Origin of the sequence: Janthinobacterium lividum, assembly GCF_034424625.1 — a bacterium.
GTDB classification, from domain to species: Bacteria; Pseudomonadota; Gammaproteobacteria; order Burkholderiales; family Burkholderiaceae_D; genus Janthinobacterium; species Janthinobacterium lividum.
Genome location: NZ_CP139976.1, coordinates 6,288,621 through 6,304,550, shown reverse-complemented (window position 1 = coordinate 6,304,550; position 15,930 = coordinate 6,288,621). Strand labels below are relative to the sequence as shown.

The 15,930-nt window shown below is 64.7% G+C and carries 11 protein-coding genes; 5 read left to right on the top strand and 6 right to left on the bottom strand.

The window, feature by feature from the left end:
• Positions 1-16 precede the first annotated feature (16 nt).
• From U0004_RS28425 to U0004_RS28400, 6 genes are read right to left on the bottom strand one after another with little or no spacing between them, the layout of a single operon-like run.
• Positions 17-1,204: a VanZ family protein gene (locus U0004_RS28425; RefSeq protein WP_034781338.1), complete on the bottom strand. Its 1,188-nt coding sequence runs from the start codon at positions 1,202-1,204 to the stop codon at positions 17-19.
• Positions 1,201-1,815, bottom strand: a complete 615-nt coding sequence (locus U0004_RS28420) for an ABC-type transport auxiliary lipoprotein family protein (protein WP_115057597.1) — start codon at positions 1,813-1,815, stop codon at positions 1,201-1,203. The genes U0004_RS28425 and U0004_RS28420 overlap by 4 nt, the downstream gene beginning before the upstream one ends.
• Positions 1,816-1,827: 12 nt before the next feature.
• Entirely contained in the window at positions 1,828-2,787 is a 960-nt protein-coding gene (locus tag U0004_RS28415; RefSeq protein WP_070253862.1) for an MlaD family protein, read from the bottom strand.
• On the bottom strand, positions 2,787-3,686 hold the full coding sequence (locus tag U0004_RS28410) for an ABC transporter ATP-binding protein (protein ID WP_070253863.1): 900 nt from the start codon (positions 3,684-3,686) through the stop codon (positions 2,787-2,789). Before U0004_RS28410 ends, U0004_RS28415 begins: the two co-directional genes overlap by 1 nt.
• On the bottom strand, positions 3,686-4,819 hold the full coding sequence (locus U0004_RS28405; RefSeq protein WP_034781349.1) for an MlaE family ABC transporter permease: 1,134 nt from the start codon (positions 4,817-4,819) through the stop codon (positions 3,686-3,688). Before U0004_RS28405 ends, U0004_RS28410 begins: the two co-directional genes overlap by 1 nt.
• Positions 4,820-4,876: 57 nt before the next feature.
• A complete protein-coding gene (locus U0004_RS28400) occupies positions 4,877-6,397 on the bottom strand; it encodes a B12-binding domain-containing radical SAM protein (protein ID WP_070253864.1) in 1,521 nt (506 codons plus the stop codon).
• Between the two features lie 164 nt (positions 6,398-6,561).
• On the opposite strand from U0004_RS28400, the gene U0004_RS28395 reads away from it, so the two are divergent.
• The 5 genes from U0004_RS28395 to U0004_RS28375 are packed head-to-tail and all read left to right on the top strand — an operon-like array spanning position 6,562 to position 15,824.
• Positions 6,562-8,163 (top strand): DUF2138 family protein, encoded by a 1,602-nt coding sequence (locus U0004_RS28395; protein ID WP_167468703.1) that lies wholly within the window; start codon positions 6,562-6,564, stop codon positions 8,161-8,163.
• Positions 8,142-8,831 (top strand): DUF1175 family protein, encoded by a 690-nt coding sequence (locus U0004_RS28390; protein WP_370452833.1) that lies wholly within the window; start codon positions 8,142-8,144, stop codon positions 8,829-8,831. Before U0004_RS28395 ends, U0004_RS28390 begins: the two co-directional genes overlap by 22 nt.
• Positions 8,828-13,384: an alpha-2-macroglobulin family protein gene (locus U0004_RS28385; protein WP_081345434.1), complete on the top strand. Its 4,557-nt coding sequence runs from the start codon at positions 8,828-8,830 to the stop codon at positions 13,382-13,384. The genes U0004_RS28390 and U0004_RS28385 overlap by 4 nt, the downstream gene beginning before the upstream one ends.
• Positions 13,384-15,066 (top strand): DUF2300 domain-containing protein, encoded by a 1,683-nt coding sequence (locus U0004_RS28380; protein WP_081345435.1) that lies wholly within the window; start codon positions 13,384-13,386, stop codon positions 15,064-15,066. The genes U0004_RS28385 and U0004_RS28380 overlap by 1 nt, the downstream gene beginning before the upstream one ends.
• A gap of 29 nt (positions 15,067-15,095) precedes the next feature.
• Positions 15,096-15,824 (top strand): YfaP family protein, encoded by a 729-nt coding sequence (locus U0004_RS28375; protein ID WP_070253868.1) that lies wholly within the window; start codon positions 15,096-15,098, stop codon positions 15,822-15,824.
• The last annotated feature ends 106 nt before the right edge of the window (positions 15,825-15,930 follow it).

The following is a 15,930-nucleotide window of genomic DNA, read 5'->3' as shown; positions in this document are numbered from 1 at the left end:
TGCGCCATGATAACGCTTATGGGTGGTCTTCGCGACGCTGGCGCTGCACGTCCTCCTGCCGGTTCAGGCGGTGCGAGGGCAGGCACAGGAACCACAGGGCCATGAAGGGCCACAGCAAGGCGAGGAATTGCGCCGCGCCATTGAAGTTCAGGAACTTACCTTGCACCCAGCCTTGCAAGGTTGACATGAAGTACGGGTTGATCGGCGTCGTATTCACCATCACCAGGCTCAGCAGCAAGGTGGCGGCCGCGATGCGGCGCTGCGCCACGTGCGGGGCGAACGCCAGGCCGCCCAGCATGATCAGGCCGATCAGGAAACCGCCCTGGGCGCCTGGCGTGATCCAGACGAAGGCGTTTTCGGGCGAAAACAGCAGCGCGCTGGCCATCGAGCGCACGGTCAGGGCGGCGGCGATGAGGATCAGCATCAGCACGGTGCGGGGCGCGGCGCGGCGCAGCAGGCACAGCAAGGTAAGCACGGCGCCCGTCATGCCGCACGCCGTGATGATGGTTTCCGAAAGCCAATATTGCTCGACGGTTAAGATCACGTCGGGACGCAGGTAGGTGGCCAGGTCGATCTCCATGCCCGCCAGGCGCGACAGCCAGTCCGACAGGATGGGCAGCAGCTGGCCCAGGCCGAACAGATAGCCTTGCGGATAGATCTGCGCCAGCGGCCACAGGGCCACCAGCACCAGGCCCTGGCTGGCATGTTGGGCAAACCAGCGCTGGCGCAAGCGGTACAAATGGCTATGGTCGAGCAGCTTGCGCGCCGTCAGGGCGCCGATGATGGAACCGATGCAGCAGCCGGCCGAATTCGTATAAAAGTCCAGATTCGACGATACGCGGCTGGGCAAATAGGTTTGCACGGCTTCCATGCTGCCGGAAATCAACATGCCGCACAGGCTGGCGACGATGACGGCAAAGAAACCCGTGATGCGTGGAAACAGTGAATACACGATCAAGGCGCCCAGCGGGATGTAGCCGACGACATTGATGCCCACGTCAAAGCCCGTCCAGTAGCGGGGCATGCGCGTGTTTTCCAGGAACGTCAGCGGCGACAGGCCATTGCTGTGCCAACCCGTGAACGGAAACCAGCTGGCGTACACGATCAGGAAGACGTAGGCGAGCAGGGTCGCGCGCGACACGGGCGAGGAGCGGACGGGCGGCAGTGGCGCCGCCGGACTGGCGGGGGAAGCTGGCGCCGTCATTCTTTCGGGATGGTCAGCGTGCCCAGCCAGGTCAGCAGGTCGGCGGCGATGGCGTCCGAGGCCGCCGCCAGCGCCTGCGCGCCCCCTTGCGCGTCGGCGCTGCTTGCCGGGCCGCTGCGGCTGAAGGTTTTCTGGTCGATCAGGCGGTGGCCGCGGAACAGCGAGGCGCGCAGCGAGACATGGCCGCTGCTCTGCGTTTGCGTATCGAAAGCTTGCGAAAAATCATCGACGTCGATGCGCAGCAGGGGCATGCCGGCGGCCGCGTCCGTGGTCGACAGCACTTTCACGCCGCTTTGCGCCACGCGGGTTTTCAGGCGCTGGCTCAGCAGTTGCAGCGGCGGCGTGTTCCAGCGGTTGTAGGCGTACGGGCGCGATTGCTGCGCATCGGCGTACAGCAAGCGGTAATACATGCGCTGGCTGTCCAGCCAGGATGGACCGTTGGCGTCGGCGATCACCAGCACGGGCACGGCTGGCGCCGCCGGCTGCGCGGCGGCCAGCGGCGCGGCCGGGCCGAAATCATAAAACGTGGGGACGGGGCCGCGGCTGGCGCAACCGCCCAGCAGGAATGCGGTGGCCAGGACGAGTGCGCTGAGATTGCGTGGGATAGGCATGCGGTGTTCTCCTTATTTGCCCGGCGCCGAAAAACCGGGCTCGCCCGGGCCGGGTGGGATGTCTGGGGCGCCGAACAAGATGCTCTGCGGCTGTTCATTGAGCGTGCTCATGGTGGTTTTCAGGGCGCGCATCGAGGAGCGCGCCTCGCCGCTCAGCTCTATTACCTGTGGCAAGACTTCCAGCGATACGCCATTGGCCACCGTTTCCACCGAGTTGCCGACCCGGTCGACCGTGCCATTGACCTTGTCGAGCACGCCGCCGGGCGCCTGGATATCGTTGCCCAGCTTTTTCCACGTGGCCGTCAAGTCCGACACGTTCTTGCCGGCCGTGCTGACGGCCGTCAAGGTTTGCCGCGTCTGTTCCGTCAGTTGCGGCAATTGCGTCAGGGTCGGCTCGAGCTGCTGCGGAATGGCGCCAAAGGCCTTGGCCGCCTTGCCCACTTCATTGAAGGCGCCCAGCATGGCCGCCTGGTTCTCGGGGCTGAGCAGGTTGTTGACCTTGTTGGTGATCTGTTCGGCCTGGTCGAGGATGCGTTTGCCGCGCTTTTCCAGCTGGTCGAGCAAGCCCGCGCGCAGGGGAATCAGCGACGGCTTGTCCTTGCTGGTGCCCAGCAGTTTCGAGCCCACCTGTTCATCGTCGAGCTGGATGTAGGCGATACCCGTCACGCCCTGGTAGCCGAGGGTGGCAAAGGTGGTGCTGGTGACGGGGGTATCGGGCGCCACGCTGATGTGCACGAGGATTTGCCCCGCCTTTTGCGTGTCGAAGTCGATGGCGTCGACCTTGCCCACTTCCAGGCCCCGGTAGCGCACGGTCGCCTGCGGGTTCAGGCCCGGCACGGACAGGGTGGTGGCGAGCAGGTACGGCACCCGTTCCACGCGGTCGCGGTTGAACCAGACGCCGAACAGAATGGCGGCCACCAGCAGGGTGAGCGTAAAAAATCCCGTCATCAGGGCATGTGATCTGTTTTCCATTACTTCTCCGCTTTCTTGTCTGTGCCGGCGTCGTCGCCTGGCTGCGCCGCATTGCCCGCCGCCGCCTGTTTCTCATCGAGGACGGCCAGCGCGCGCTTGCCGCGGTCGCCGAGGAAAAATTGCTTGATGAACGGGTGGTCGACTTCGATCACCTCGCGCGTGGGGCCGATGGCGATCACGTGTTTTTCCGCCAGCACGGCGATGCGCGTGGACAGGGCGAACAAAGTGTCTAGGTCATGCGTGACCATCACCACTGTCAAGCCCAATTCGCGGTGCAGCGACTGGATCAGGGCGACAAAACTTTCCGACAGGTCCGGGTCCAGGCCCGCCGTGGGTTCGTCGAGGAATAATAATTTCGGTTCCAGCGCCAGGGCGCGGGCCAGCGCCACGCGCTTGATCATGCCGCCCGACAAGTCCGAGGGCATTTTCAGCGCATGTTCCGGGCCCAGGCCCACCATGTTCATCTTTAATAGTACCGCGTCGTGCACCAGGGCTTCGGGCAGCACGCGCAATTCGCGCATCGGCTGGGCCACATTGTCGAACACGGTCAGGGCCGAATACAGGGCGCCTTGCTGGAACAGCATGCCCCAGTGGTTGCGTAACTGTTGCAGCTGGTCGGAACTTGCCTGGTTGATATCTTCGCCAAAAACTTTGACGCATCCCCGCGCCGGATGTTCCAGGCCCAGCATCTGGCGCAGCAGCACCGTCTTGCCCGTGCCGGAGCCGCCCACGATGGACAGGATTTCACCCCGTTCGATTTCCAGGTTCAAGTCCTGGTGCACGACGGTGCGGCCGAATTTGGTCCACAGATTGGTGATGTCCACCACGGGCGCGTCGCCGTGCAGGTTGAACTGGCCTTCCTTGCCGGTGCCGCAAGCGATATTGGTGTCGTCCGCCATCAGTAGCCCACTCCATTGAAGACGATGGCGAACACGGCGTCGGCCAGGATCACGACCGTGATGGCCGTGACGACGGCGGTGGTGGTGCCGCGCCCCAGGCTTTCCGTGTTGGCCTTGATGCGCAGGCCGAAGTGGCACGAGACCAGCGCGATCAGCATGCCGAAGATGACGCCTTTGCCCAGGCCGATCATGTAGTTGGCCAGCGGCACGGCGTCGGGCAGCTTCTGGATGAAGTAGCGCGCTGACAGGTTCAGTTCCACCTTGGCCGCCACCATGCCGCCGATCAGCGCGGCCGTATCCGTCCAGATGACGAGCAGGGGCATGGAAATGGCCAGGGCCAGCACTTTCGGCATGATCAGGCGGAATCCGTGCGAAATGCCCATCACCAGCATGGCGTCGAGCTCTTCCGTGACGCGCATGACGCCCAGCTGGGCCGTGATGGACGAGCCCGAGCGCCCGGCGACGAGGATGGCGGCGAGCAGCGGTCCCAGTTCGCGGATGACGCTCATGCCCAGCAGGTTGACCAGGTAGATGTCGCCGCCAAAGGCGCGCAGCTGCTGCGCTGACAGATAGGACAGCACCACGCCGATCAGAAAGCCGACGAGGGCCGTGATGCCCAGCGCCTGGAAGCCCGCATGGAAGATATTGGCGGAAATTTCACGCCATGGCCCGCGCATCGGATGGCGCGCGAAGCGGCCGATATCCTGCGTCACCTGGCCCACGAGGGCAATAAAACCCTTCAAATGTTCGAAAAACAGCAGGATGGCCATGCCCAGTTTCATCACGGGCGTGAGGCGGTTGGCGCGCGAGGGCGGCGTTTCCAACGGCCCCGTTTCTTCGATGCGCCTGAAAAACTCTTCCTGCGACGGCGCCAGGGTCAGCTGCGCCGGACGCTGCTTGCCCCAGGCATTCCAGAACAGCTGGGCGCCGATATGGTCCATGCTGTCGATGGCCGACAGGTCCCATTGCGCCTTGGTATCGCCCTGCAAGGGCTTGAGCTGGGCATCGATGGCCTTGATGGCATTGTCATGCGCCAGCGCGTGCACCTGCCAGGTGCCGCTGGCAGTGACAAGGGCTCCCTGTTGGGAGCTGGTCTGGGAGAGGGTCAGTTTCGGCGATTGTACAGTCGGCATCGTGCCAGTTTAAGGGAGAATGGCGCAGACCGCCACCGCTGTTCAATCGCCAGCCTGTCAGGAAGCCAGATGGCGTGCCTGCCGCTGCGGCAGGGCCACGTCCGGGCGCACCTTGGCGCCGCTAGTACTCACTTCGCTTGGCTTGCCATGCGCGGCCGCCTGCGCGCCGCCCGCATAGTCGCTGGCCAGCAGGGCATTGGCCTCGACCGCGCTCATGCCGCGCGTCTGCAGCCATTGCGCCACCAGCTTGGCCAGGCGTTCCATGGCGATGCGGTGGGTGGCATCCGTGTGGGCGTACAGCCAGTTCGAAAAATCCATGAAGTTTTCAAAAGGCGCATCACCGAGCATCCATTGCACCGTATTGGCGAAGCGGCCCGAGTTGGCCACCAGGTCCCAATAGCGGGCGAAGCGCACGAGGCGCTGCATGCTCATGAAATCGAGCTGTTTATTCGCCAGGATGGTATAGGGCGGGTGCGGATCGAACACCATGCCATAGTTTTCCGTATGGCGGATGATGGGCGTGCCGCGCAGCCGCTTTAATATGCCGAACTGGATTTCATGCGGTTTCAAGGCCACCAGCTTGTTGAAGCCGGCCGCGAAACTCGCTTCATCCTCACCCGGCAAGCCGGCGATCAAGTCCACGTGCAGGTGGGCGTTCGATTCTTCGCACAGCCAGCGGATGTTGTCGGCCGCCTTTTGATTGTCCTGCTTGCGGCTGACCAGCGATTGCACGTCCGGATTGAAGCTCTGGATGCCGATCTCGAACTGCAGCGCGCCGGGCGGGAACTTGCTGATGCCTGCTTTCAAGGCATCGGGCAAGTGGTCGGGCACCAGTTCGAAGTGGGCATAGATGGGATCGTCCGGGTTCGCCTCGATCTTGTCCAGAAAGAACTGCATGATCTTCAAGCTGGTCTTGATGTTCAGGTTGAAGGTGCGGTCGACGAACTTGAACAGGCGGGCGCCGCGCGCATGCAGGGATTCCATCTCGGCCAGGAAATTTTCCAGGGCGAAGGGCCAGGCCGTCTTGTCCAGTGCGGACAGGCAGAATTCGCACTTGAACGGGCAGCCGCGCGATGCTTCCACGTAAATCGTGCGGTGGCGGATATCGTCGTCTGTATACAAGGAGTAGGGCAGTTGCAGTTCCGCCAGCGGGGCTTGCACGCCGGCATGGATCTTCATCAGCGGCTTCGGCCCGTTGAGGATCTCGCCGCACAGCTTGGGGAAGGTGACGTCGCCCCAGCCCGTGATCAGGTAGTCGGCCAGTTTGACGATCTCTTGCTCGCCCGCCTCATGCGACACTTCCGGCCCGCCCAGCACGATGATGACCTCGGGCGCCACGCGCTTGAGCATGGCCACCAGCTTCGTTGTTTCCTCGACGTTCCATATATACACGCCAAAACCGATGATGCGCGGCTTGTTGACGAGGATGCGCTCGACCAGTTCCGTGGTTTTCGTGCCGATGACGAATTCCTGCAGCCGCGTCTGCGCCTGCAACGGCCCCATATTGGCCAGCAAATAGCGCAATCCCAGCGAGGCGTGGGTGTAGCGGGCATTCAGGGTGGAGAGCAGGATGGTCATGGGAGGCGATGGAAACGGCGAAACCGCTATTTTACGCTGTCGCGTCACCGGTGCGCTGCGGCCAGAAATGCCATGTTACCATTTGTCAATAATTACTAACTTGTCAATGCTACGGCAGGGTAAAGGAATACACGGTGCTGGCGAAAAAAGTACAAGATAAAAAAGTGCTTAATAAAAAAGTCCTGGTCGGGGCACTTGCCGGGGTGGCGCTGGTGGCGGCCGCGCTGGTCGGCTACCGCGTCTTCGGCTGGGGCGCGATGGAGCCGGTCAACAGCCTGAAGCTGGATTTATCCCGGCCCGACGCGCTGGTCCGGACGAAAAGCCTGTCGACCTTGCCGCGCGACCTGCTGACGGTGCCGCTGGCGCGCGACGTGCTGCGCGAGGATTTCCTCTTCTATTACGAGCAGAGCGAAGACCGGCTGGGCCTGAAGGGCAGCTTGCGCCGCATCGCCTACGAACATGAGCTGGGATGGGGCGACCAGCTGCTGCGCATGGTGCTGGACCAGCCTGCGGAAGTGGCCCTGTGGCGCGACGCCGACGGCTCGCTCAAGCACTTCGCCATCGCCGTGTCGCGTGGCCAGTTGACGCGCCTGCTCGAGGAAGCGGGCAAGATCGCCTTGAAGGATACGCAAATGCGCGTGGCCGGCAGCTTGCGCGTCGATGGCGGCCAAGTGCCAGTGTACGCGCTCAATTACGCCTACCAGCGCACCTTGCTGTTTGCCGCGCACGGCCAGCGCCTCGTCATCCTGTCCCATCCCGGCATGCTGTATGGCGGCATCGATGGCAAGAATGGCGATGGCACGGCCGAGAAAACCGTGGCCAGCCTGCTGGCGCCGGAGCCGGCCAAACAGAATGTCTTTCATCCGCAGTTCCATCTCGACAGCGCCGCGCCCGAGGGCCACAGCATCGCCGTCAAGGCGGACTTCCTGTCATTCGGTTACCAGCCCTTCTTTGGCGCGCTTGAAGCGCTGCGCTTCGATTTCAGCAAGGGCGCCTGGCAGTCCAAGGTGCTGCTCAATGCCGATAAATTGAACAAGAGCGGCAAGGGCGGCTACGACAGCAGCGCCTTGTGGCCCGTGCTGCCGCACAACCCGAGCGCCTGTTTCAGCGTGCCGGTCGACTGGACCGCGCTGCAGCCAGTGCTCAAGCGCCTGGGCGACAAGACATCGGCGCCGGTGGTGCCGCTGGCCGGACACTTGCAAGGCCCTGCCGCCGCGTGCTGGTACGGTACTTCGCGCCTGCATACGCCCGTGTTCGTGGCCACCCGCAGTGCGCAAGCCGGTGATGACGCTGTATATGGCAGCCTGTTCGAGGCGGCCATTGGCGGCAAGGACCCCGTGCGCAAGACCACTGGCAAGGATGGCGCCGTTCGTTGGGAGCGCAGCGTCGCCACGGCCCTGGGCCAGGCCACGCCGGCGCTGGCCGTGGCCGGTAATACGGTGGTCTTCTCGGCCGACGGCAAGCTGGTGGACCAGGTGCTGGCCGTGCGCCGCAAGCAGGCGCCGGCCGCCAGCGACCTGCTGCCCGATGCTTCCCGCACGATCGGCCTGATCGCGCCGGCATCGCTGGCCCGGCTGATCCAGCTGGAAGCCTTCGATACCCTGCCGGCGAACAACGAACCGGTACTGCGCGCGGCCGCCAATGAACACCTGGTGCCGCGCCTGAACGCCTTGAAAAAATACCCGCCGCTGCGCATGGTGCTCAAGCGGCAGCCAGCCAGCGGCACGTCATGGGAAACGCTGGAATGGCAGGAGACCGCGCGATGACGGTGCGGCATGCGCGCCGTGCCGCCTTGCGATTGCTGGCGGCCTGCGCCGCCACCGTGGCAATGCCCGCGTGGGCCCTGCGCGCGGCCGCCGAACCGCAAGTGCAGCTGTCGCAGGCCCAGAGCCGCGCCTTCCAGGCCTGGATGCTGCGTATCGTCAATGCGCAGATCGAACGCGGGCCGTCACCGCGCTGGACGCACCGCGATTGCGCCGGCCTGGTGCGCTTTGCCGTCAACGAAGCCTTGACTGTGCATGACGCGAAGTGGCTGCATGCGAACGGCATCGCCAGCGACCGGCGCCTGCCGCCCGAGCTGGAACTGGACGCGAAGCAGGCAGCTTTGCGCAACCGCTGGGTGCAGACGGGCGGTAGTGTCGGCCACTTCGTCACGGCGCTGGCGCTGGTGCAGCACAACAGCCGTTTCATCGCCCGCGAAATCAGCCAGGCGCTGCCCGGCGACCTGCTGTTTTTCGACCAGGGCGACGAACAGCACCTGATGGTCTGGATGGGGGCGCGCATCGCCTACCACACCGGCACCGTCACCCCCGACGACAATGGTCTGCGGACCGTCGATATCAAAGAACTTACGAGCTGGAAGGACACGCGGTGGCAACCTGTGGTCAACAATCCGAATTTCGCCGGCGTGTTCCGGCTGGCGTTCTTATCATGAAGCCGATTTTTTTCATGAAGCTGCTATTTGCCGGCCTGCTGGCGCTGGTGCTCATAGGCGGTGCCTCCGCGCAGCAGCGCGAACCGAGCAACTACAGCACCCTCAAGGGCGAGCCCTTCTTCCTGCTGTCGGACGCCAGCTACGGCAGTCTTGATGAAGCACGCGTGCGGCTGGAAGTGCCGGGCCGCGATATGGGACGCATGAACCTGGAAGCGTATTCGGGCGCCGACATCGTCGTCTACCGCGTGCCCGAGCCGATGGAATTCCTGAAAAAGCAGCGCAATCTGCACCGCATCCAGGTTGAAGGCAATTACCAGGGCGAGGGACTGGCCAATACGCTGAGCTTTCTGTGGGATAGCTGGTGGAAGCAGTCGCGCCTGGCCTGGCGCAAGCTGTTTTCCGGCGACGCGCGCCGCGCGGTCACGAAAGAGCAGCCGCAACTGGCGACGAATGACGCGATCCGCAAACCGACCGTGTTTGCCAACCATCCGCAATACAAGCCGATCAAGGGTATGGAGCTGGTCGACAGCTTCCGCTATCCGATCTGGCAAGCCAAGGCCATCGCGCCGCCGAAAGGCGTCAAGCTCGATGGCTCCAGCAGCGACTTCATCGTCGCCGGCGCCGGCAACGTGATGATACCGCTGGGTAAACGCAAGCCGGGCTTGTACCTGATCGAAGCGATCATCGGCGAGCACCGCGCCACCACCCTGGTGTTCGTGTCGGACACGGTGGCCGTCACCAAGGTATCGTCCGGCCAGATGCTGGTGTGGACGGCACGGCGCGACAACAGCGCCGCCGTGGCTGGCGCCAGCGTGGCGTGGACCGACGGCACCGGCGTGCTGCAGTCGGCCACCACGGGCGCCGATGGCGTCGCCTCGCTCGAGCGCGGCAGCCCGGAACATACGTATGTACTGGGCCAGGACCGCGACGGCGGCGTGTTCGTGTCCGAGAATTTTTACTATGACAGCGAAATCTATAACACCAAGATTTATGCGGTAACCGACCGGCCCCTGTACCGGCCCGGCGACGAAATCAACGTCAAGTTTTTGGGACGAGAATTCACTTCGGCGCGCGCATCGCAGGCGGCCGCTGCTGCGCCGCTGAGCCTGACCGTGCTCAATCCGAACGGCACGCCGCTGCTGACGCAAACGCTGCAGCTGTCCGGCGACACGGGCGCCGACACGCGCTTCCGCCTGCCCGCGGAAGCCACCGCCGGCGGCTATGAGCTGCGCTTCAATTACAAGGATGGCGCATATGGCGCGGCCTTCCGCGTGGCCGAATACGTCAAGCCGCACTTTGAAATCAACGTCCAGCCATCGAAACCGGAATTCAAGACGGGCGAGGCGGTCAAGGGCAGCATCGCGCTGCGTTACCCCGATGGCAAGCCGGTGAAAAACGCGAAGATGACCTTGTCGCTGCGCAGCCAGCAAAACACCATGGTCGAGGGCGAACTGCGTTACAGCGGCCTGTTCCCCGTGGCCTTGAAAACCGAGGAAGTGACGAGCGATGGCAGCGGCAATGTGGACTTCACCTTGCCGCCCGCCGCCGATCCGTCGCGCTACATCCTGACCGTGCTGGCCACCGATGGCGCAGCCTACCGCGTCAAGACGACGCGCGAGCTGATGATAGAGCGTTCGAGCAGCAGCTACCAGCTGAAGGCCGTGCGCCAGTTTTCCGATCCGGGACAAAACGTGCATTTCGACCTGGTGGCCGATGGCCAAAGCGCGGCCAAGCCCGTGCGCTGGGAGATGGTGCAGCTGGAAAAACAGGGCAAGACCGAGGGCGAATTTGATCCGGCCGCCAAGGGCTGGGATGTGACATTCCCCGCATCGGGCTCGTATCAGCTGGCGCTGCGCGACGAACGGGGCAACTTGCTGGCCGCCGCCAGCCACTGGGTGTCGGGTGACGGCGTGCAGGCGACGCCGGGCAGCATCGAGATCGTGCTGGACCGCGCCCGCTATCGTCCGGGCGACACCGCCGAAGCCTTGATCACTTTCTCCGACAAGGTCGACCAGGCGCTGTTCACGCTCGAGCGCGACAAGGTGGAGCACCATGGCTTGATGGCCGGCGCCGCTGATTGGTACCAGGCGAAGCGCGTGGCGCCGCGGCAGTGGCGCGTGCGCATTCCCGTCAAGGAGGAGCATGGGCCGAACATGACGTTCTCGGTAGCCTATACCCGCAATGGCGATTTCGTCTTCGAGAATGCCGGCCTGCAAGTGATCGAGCCGCGCATCGCGCTGCAGTTCAAGAGCGACAAGGAGGTTTACCAGCCGGGCGAGAAGGTCACCCTGGACGTCAAGGCGACCCTGGACGGCAAGCCCCTGAGCACCCTGGTGGCGCTGGGCGTGGTCGATGAAATGATCTATGTGCTGCAGCCGGAAATCGCGCCGGACATCGGCGACTTCTTCTATCATCCGCGCCGCAACAATGTGCGCACCACGGCCAGCCTGTCTTTCATCAGCTACGACATGGCGCAGGGGCGCACAGCGGGCGCACCGGCGCGCCACAACTACAACGAGCGGGGCGTCAAGGTACTCGAACGTCCGCGCCGCGACAATATCGATACCGCGTACTGGGCGCCATCGCTGAAGACCGATGCCAATGGCAATGCGCGCGTGAGCTTCATCATGCCCGATGCGCTGACCCGCTGGAGGATCACGGGCCGCGCTATGGATGAGCAGGGACGGGTCGGCCAGCGTACCGCCTATCTGCGTTCGGACAAGAATTACTATGCCAAGTGGACCGCGCCTGACTGGATGCGCGCCGGCGATGCGCCGCGCGCTTCGGTGGCCGTGTTCAACCAGACGGGCAAGGAGCAGGCGCTTGACGTGGTGCTTTCCGGCGGTGCAGGCGGCACGCAAGCGAAGACGGAAAAACTGACCGCCAAGCCGGGCGTCAATTACGTCGAATTTCCGCTCGCTGCTGGCGCTGCGGGGCCGCTGCGGCTGGAACTGAAACAGAACGGCAAGCTGGTCGATGCGCTCGACACCACCATGCAGACGCTGCCCGCCGCCTGGAGCAGCCCGCGCACGCTGGTGCTGCCGCTCGATGGCGCCGCTGGTGAGATTCCCCTCAAGCTGCCGGCGGATGCGCGCAATATCCGCCTCTCGTTCGCGCAAGGAGCCGCCAGCCACTTCGCGCGCATTGCCGACGATCTGATCGACTATCCATATGGCTGCGTGGAGCAGACGGCGAGCCGCCTGATTCCGCTGGCGCTGGCCACGCAAAGCCTGGGAGCGGATGCCGGCGCCCTGCAAACGCTGCTGACTGCGCAGCGCCTGCGCCTGGTCTCCATGGCCGGTCCGAATGCCGTCTTCGGCTGGTGGGGCAATGCCACGGCCGGCAATGCCTTGATGACGGCTTACGCCTATTACGCCGACTGGTACGCGGCGCGCGCGCTGCGCATCGAGCTGCCGCCCGAACACTGGAACAAGCTGCTGGCCGTCTACAGCGAACATGGCTTGAAAGATGCGATGGGCGACCGCGCGCTGGTGCTGTGGATGGCGCGCGAGATGGGCCTGCCCACGCAGACGTTGGCGGCGGGCCTGGTGGACGACAGCGCTATCGCCGTCCTGGGCGGCAAGCCGCGCCAGACGGGCGACAGCGGCAGCCTGCTGCTGGGCGGTGCTTCTGACCGCGAAGCGCAAGCGATGTCGCTGGGCCTGGTGGCGCTGGTCGCCGCCCAGAACGGCATCGCCCTGCCGCATTCGCTGCAGCTGCAAGTGGCCAGCGCGTGGCAGGTGCTGCACGAATCGAAAGCGCCGGTGGCGCAGGCCCTGCTGATGCTGGCTGGCGAAGTGCCGGCTACCCAGGCCGAGGCGGTGCTGGCCAGCGTGCGCGCCGAGATGCCGACCCTGGACCGTGCGATGACCTTGTTGTGGGTGCAAAAAAAGCTGGGCGGCGCATTGTTTGGCAAGGGGCCGGCCGTCGCGCCGGACGGCGCATGGCAAAAGCGCGACAGCCGCGGCGGGCAGCCGCTCTGGCGTTGGAGCGATGCCAAGGGCCTGCCTGACAAACTGCGTCTCGCTGCATCGACCCCGGCGCCGGTCGGCACGGTGGCCGTGCTGCAGTACGACAGCCACGCTGCCGAAACGCAGACCTTGCCGGTCACCGTCGAACGGCGCATCCTGCGCATGAAGGCGGGCAAGGGCGGCTACACGACGGAGCTGGTCAAGCCGGGCGAGGCGCTCAGCACGGACGCGCTGTACCTCGATGAAATCACCTTGAAAGCGGCGCCGGGTGCGAAGCACCGTTTTGGTCTGCTGGAAGTGGCGCTGCCGCCGGGCGCCATGGTCGAATCGACCACCTGGGGCATGGTCATGGCGGGTGACAAGCCGGCCGCGCTGGAACGCGCGCGTCATGCCGAGCGCCGCGACGGCTATGCGGTGCCGATCGAGCCTTTGGCCGGCGACGTGACCGTACGCCATTTGATCCGCTTTGCACAGAAGGGCAGTTATGTGCTGCCGCCAGCGCGCTTTTATCGCATGTACCAGCCGGAGCAGAAAGCCATCGAGGGTGGCGGCAAGGCCACGCGCGCGTTGAAGGTCGAGTGATGCGTGTGGTACTTCCTGCGTTGATGGCGACCCTGCTGCTGGCCGCTCCTGCCCGGTCTGCATCGCTGGATGTCGCCTGGTGGCGCGACGGCAAGACGGAAGTGCGGCAGTTGCGCCAGGGCGGCACGGCGCCGCCGCCGTTTGACGGCGCGCGGCAGGTGCCGCTGGCCAGCCTGTGGAAGCTGTTCGTATATGTGTACGCGAGCGATAGCAAGGTGGCGATGCCGGACTACCGCTGCGGCGGCCGCGATCCGGAAGAAGTGTATTGCTGCGATGCGGGCCAGAGCATCGGCCACGACGCGGCGCTGGCGCAGTCCTGCGGCCTGTTTTTCTCGCCCAGGCGTCTGATGATCGCGCCGGCTTCATGGCGCCAGTACTGGACGGGCCGCCTGGGTAGCGCACCGACAGGCGATTTTGCCTGGCTGTCCGACCCCGCGCAGCTGGCGCCGGCGCGCATGGTGCGCCTGGACAGCCTGCTGCGCGCGCTGGGCAGCATCCCGGCTGCCAGCCGCGCGGATGCCGAAGCGGCGCTGCTGCGCGTGGTGCTCGATGGGCGCGGCTTTGGTGCGGCGCGCTGGTTCGGCAGCCAGCTGCGCGTGAAGACGTATTCCTGGCACGAGCAGCGCTGGGCAGAAGAGCGTATCGGCGGCGCGGCCGGCTGGCTGGCCGACGGCACGCCGATCTGGTTTGGCGGCGCGGGTGGCAGCAGCAATGTCTTTGCGCAGTGGGCGCCCAGACTGGCCGCCAGTTTGCCGCCAGTGGGCGCGGCCGACGATGGCGGCTGCGTGGTGGTCGATTACTTCAAGCGCTATCCGATCCGTGCCGTGCGCGGCGAGCGTGGCGTGGCTGCACCTGGCCCGCTCAATGGCCGCTACCATGTGCAATTCGAAAATGGCCAGAACCTGGCCCTGCGCAGCACCGGCGAGTTGATGCTGCTGCAGGAGAAGGGCGGCCGCCCGCAATTGCGAGGCCGCTTCGGCGTCAATGAATATGTGGCGCGCGTGCTCGACCGCGAAGCGAATGCCGGCGAGCCGGAAGCGGCCAAGGCGCTGGCGATTGCCGCGCGCACGTATCTGCAGCAGAACGCCGTGACCGTGGCAGGCTGCCAGCAGATCGCCGACAGCAGTGCGACCCAGCGCGTCAGTCCCAGCCCCGCCACGCCGGCGGCGCTGGCGATTGCGCGCTGGACCGACCAGTTGATCGTCGATGGTGTCACCGTGCGCTATCACACGAACTTGCCGTCCGAGGGCACCATGGCATGGAGCGAGGCGGTGCGCCAGGCCAAACAGGGCAAGCACTATGATGAATTGCTGGCGGCAGCTTATCCCGGCGGCGCGTTGAGTACCTTCGGCAATACCGGCGCGCGTTGCCAGCGCCTAGCGCAGAACGAGGATTGGCTGGCGCGGTCCGTGCCGCGCTGGCAGCGCGTGCTGCTGCGCGAGGCCGGCTACGAGGCGCCACCACAAGCGCCGCTGGTCTGTGCCTTGCAGAGTGGTGCGCCGTATTCGGAGCAGTCGCGCAACCGTATCTTCATGCGGCCGCTGGCCACGCGCGAAGACCGCATCACCCTGGCCCATGAATACCTGCATCTTGGCCTGCGCCGTCATCCGCGCGGCCAGGACGAAGAATATGTCGAGCGGCTGGCCCGCCGGCTCGTCGACCTTAACCTGGAGGCCCTGTGAGTTTTTATATCCGTTGCTCGATTCCCCTGATGCTATTGCCACTCTGGGCGCAGGCCCAGGTCACCATCGATGCACCGAAGGGCGGCTGGCGCAATTCGGCCGGCGCGCGCGAGGACTATACGCAAGCGGTGAATTACCCCGCCGCGTCCGTCAACCTGCAGCCAGGCCAGGCCGAGACGGCGCAGATAAGGGGACGCATCGCAGGCGCCGTCAAGGGCAAGCCCGCTACTTTGGTGGTCAATGGCGTGGCGATGCCGATGGAAGTGGGCGAGGATGGCAGCTACGGACGCCCGTATGGATTCGGCAGCGGCTCGAACAGCGTGGAAGTGCGCTCGCCGGATGGCAGGAGCCGCGCGCGCACCCAGTTTGTCGACAGCTACCAGGGCAAGACGCAGGCGCGCCTGCGTATCGTGCTGTCGTGGGACAGCGCCGGCACGGACCTCGATATGCACGTGGTCACGCCGGACGGTGGCCACGCCTGGTACGGCAATCGCGTCTTGAAAGATGGCGGCGCGCTGGATGTGGACGTGACCACCGGCTATGGCCCGGAGATTTTTTCCAGCGCGGCACCCCTGAAGGGCAATTATCACGTCTATGTCAATTACTACGGCAGCGGCGAGAACACCGCCATGCTGACTGTCGCCCGCATATCGGTCATCACCAACGAAGGCACGCCGCGTGAAAAGCTGCAGAGCTTCCAGGTACCGATGCGGGCTGCTGGCGAGCTGACCTTGGTGAAATCGTTTGTCTTGCCATAAATGGCTCTTGCGGACACGCTGTTGCTTGGCTATAATTCGCCCCCTCGCTGAACGACGCATGCAAATGCAGCGTAAAGTGAGAAAAAAGAAGGAGTTGACGGACGTA

Coding starts and splice junctions, on each gene's coding strand:
- U0004_RS28425 (WP_034781338.1), bottom strand. CDS start 1,204: ATGACGGCGCCAGCTTCCCCCGCCAGTCCGGCGGCGCCACTGCCGCCC.
- U0004_RS28420 (WP_115057597.1), bottom strand. CDS start 1,815: ATGCCTATCCCACGCAATCTCAGCGCACTCGTCCTGGCCACCGCATTC.
- U0004_RS28415 (WP_070253862.1), bottom strand. CDS start 2,787: ATGGAAAACAGATCACATGCCCTGATGACGGGATTTTTTACGCTCACC.
- U0004_RS28410 (WP_070253863.1), bottom strand. CDS start 3,686: ATGGCGGACGACACCAATATCGCTTGCGGCACCGGCAAGGAAGGCCAG.
- U0004_RS28405 (WP_034781349.1), bottom strand. CDS start 4,819: ATGCCGACTGTACAATCGCCGAAACTGACCCTCTCCCAGACCAGCTCC.
- U0004_RS28400 (WP_070253864.1), bottom strand. CDS start 6,397: ATGACCATCCTGCTCTCCACCCTGAATGCCCGCTACACCCACGCCTCG.
- U0004_RS28390 (WP_370452833.1), top strand. CDS start 8,142: ATGGCAGGAGACCGCGCGATGACGGTGCGGCATGCGCGCCGTGCCGCC.
- U0004_RS28385 (WP_081345434.1), top strand. CDS start 8,828: ATGAAGCCGATTTTTTTCATGAAGCTGCTATTTGCCGGCCTGCTGGCG.
- U0004_RS28380 (WP_081345435.1), top strand. CDS start 13,384: ATGCGTGTGGTACTTCCTGCGTTGATGGCGACCCTGCTGCTGGCCGCT.
- U0004_RS28375 (WP_070253868.1), top strand. CDS start 15,096: ATGCTATTGCCACTCTGGGCGCAGGCCCAGGTCACCATCGATGCACCG.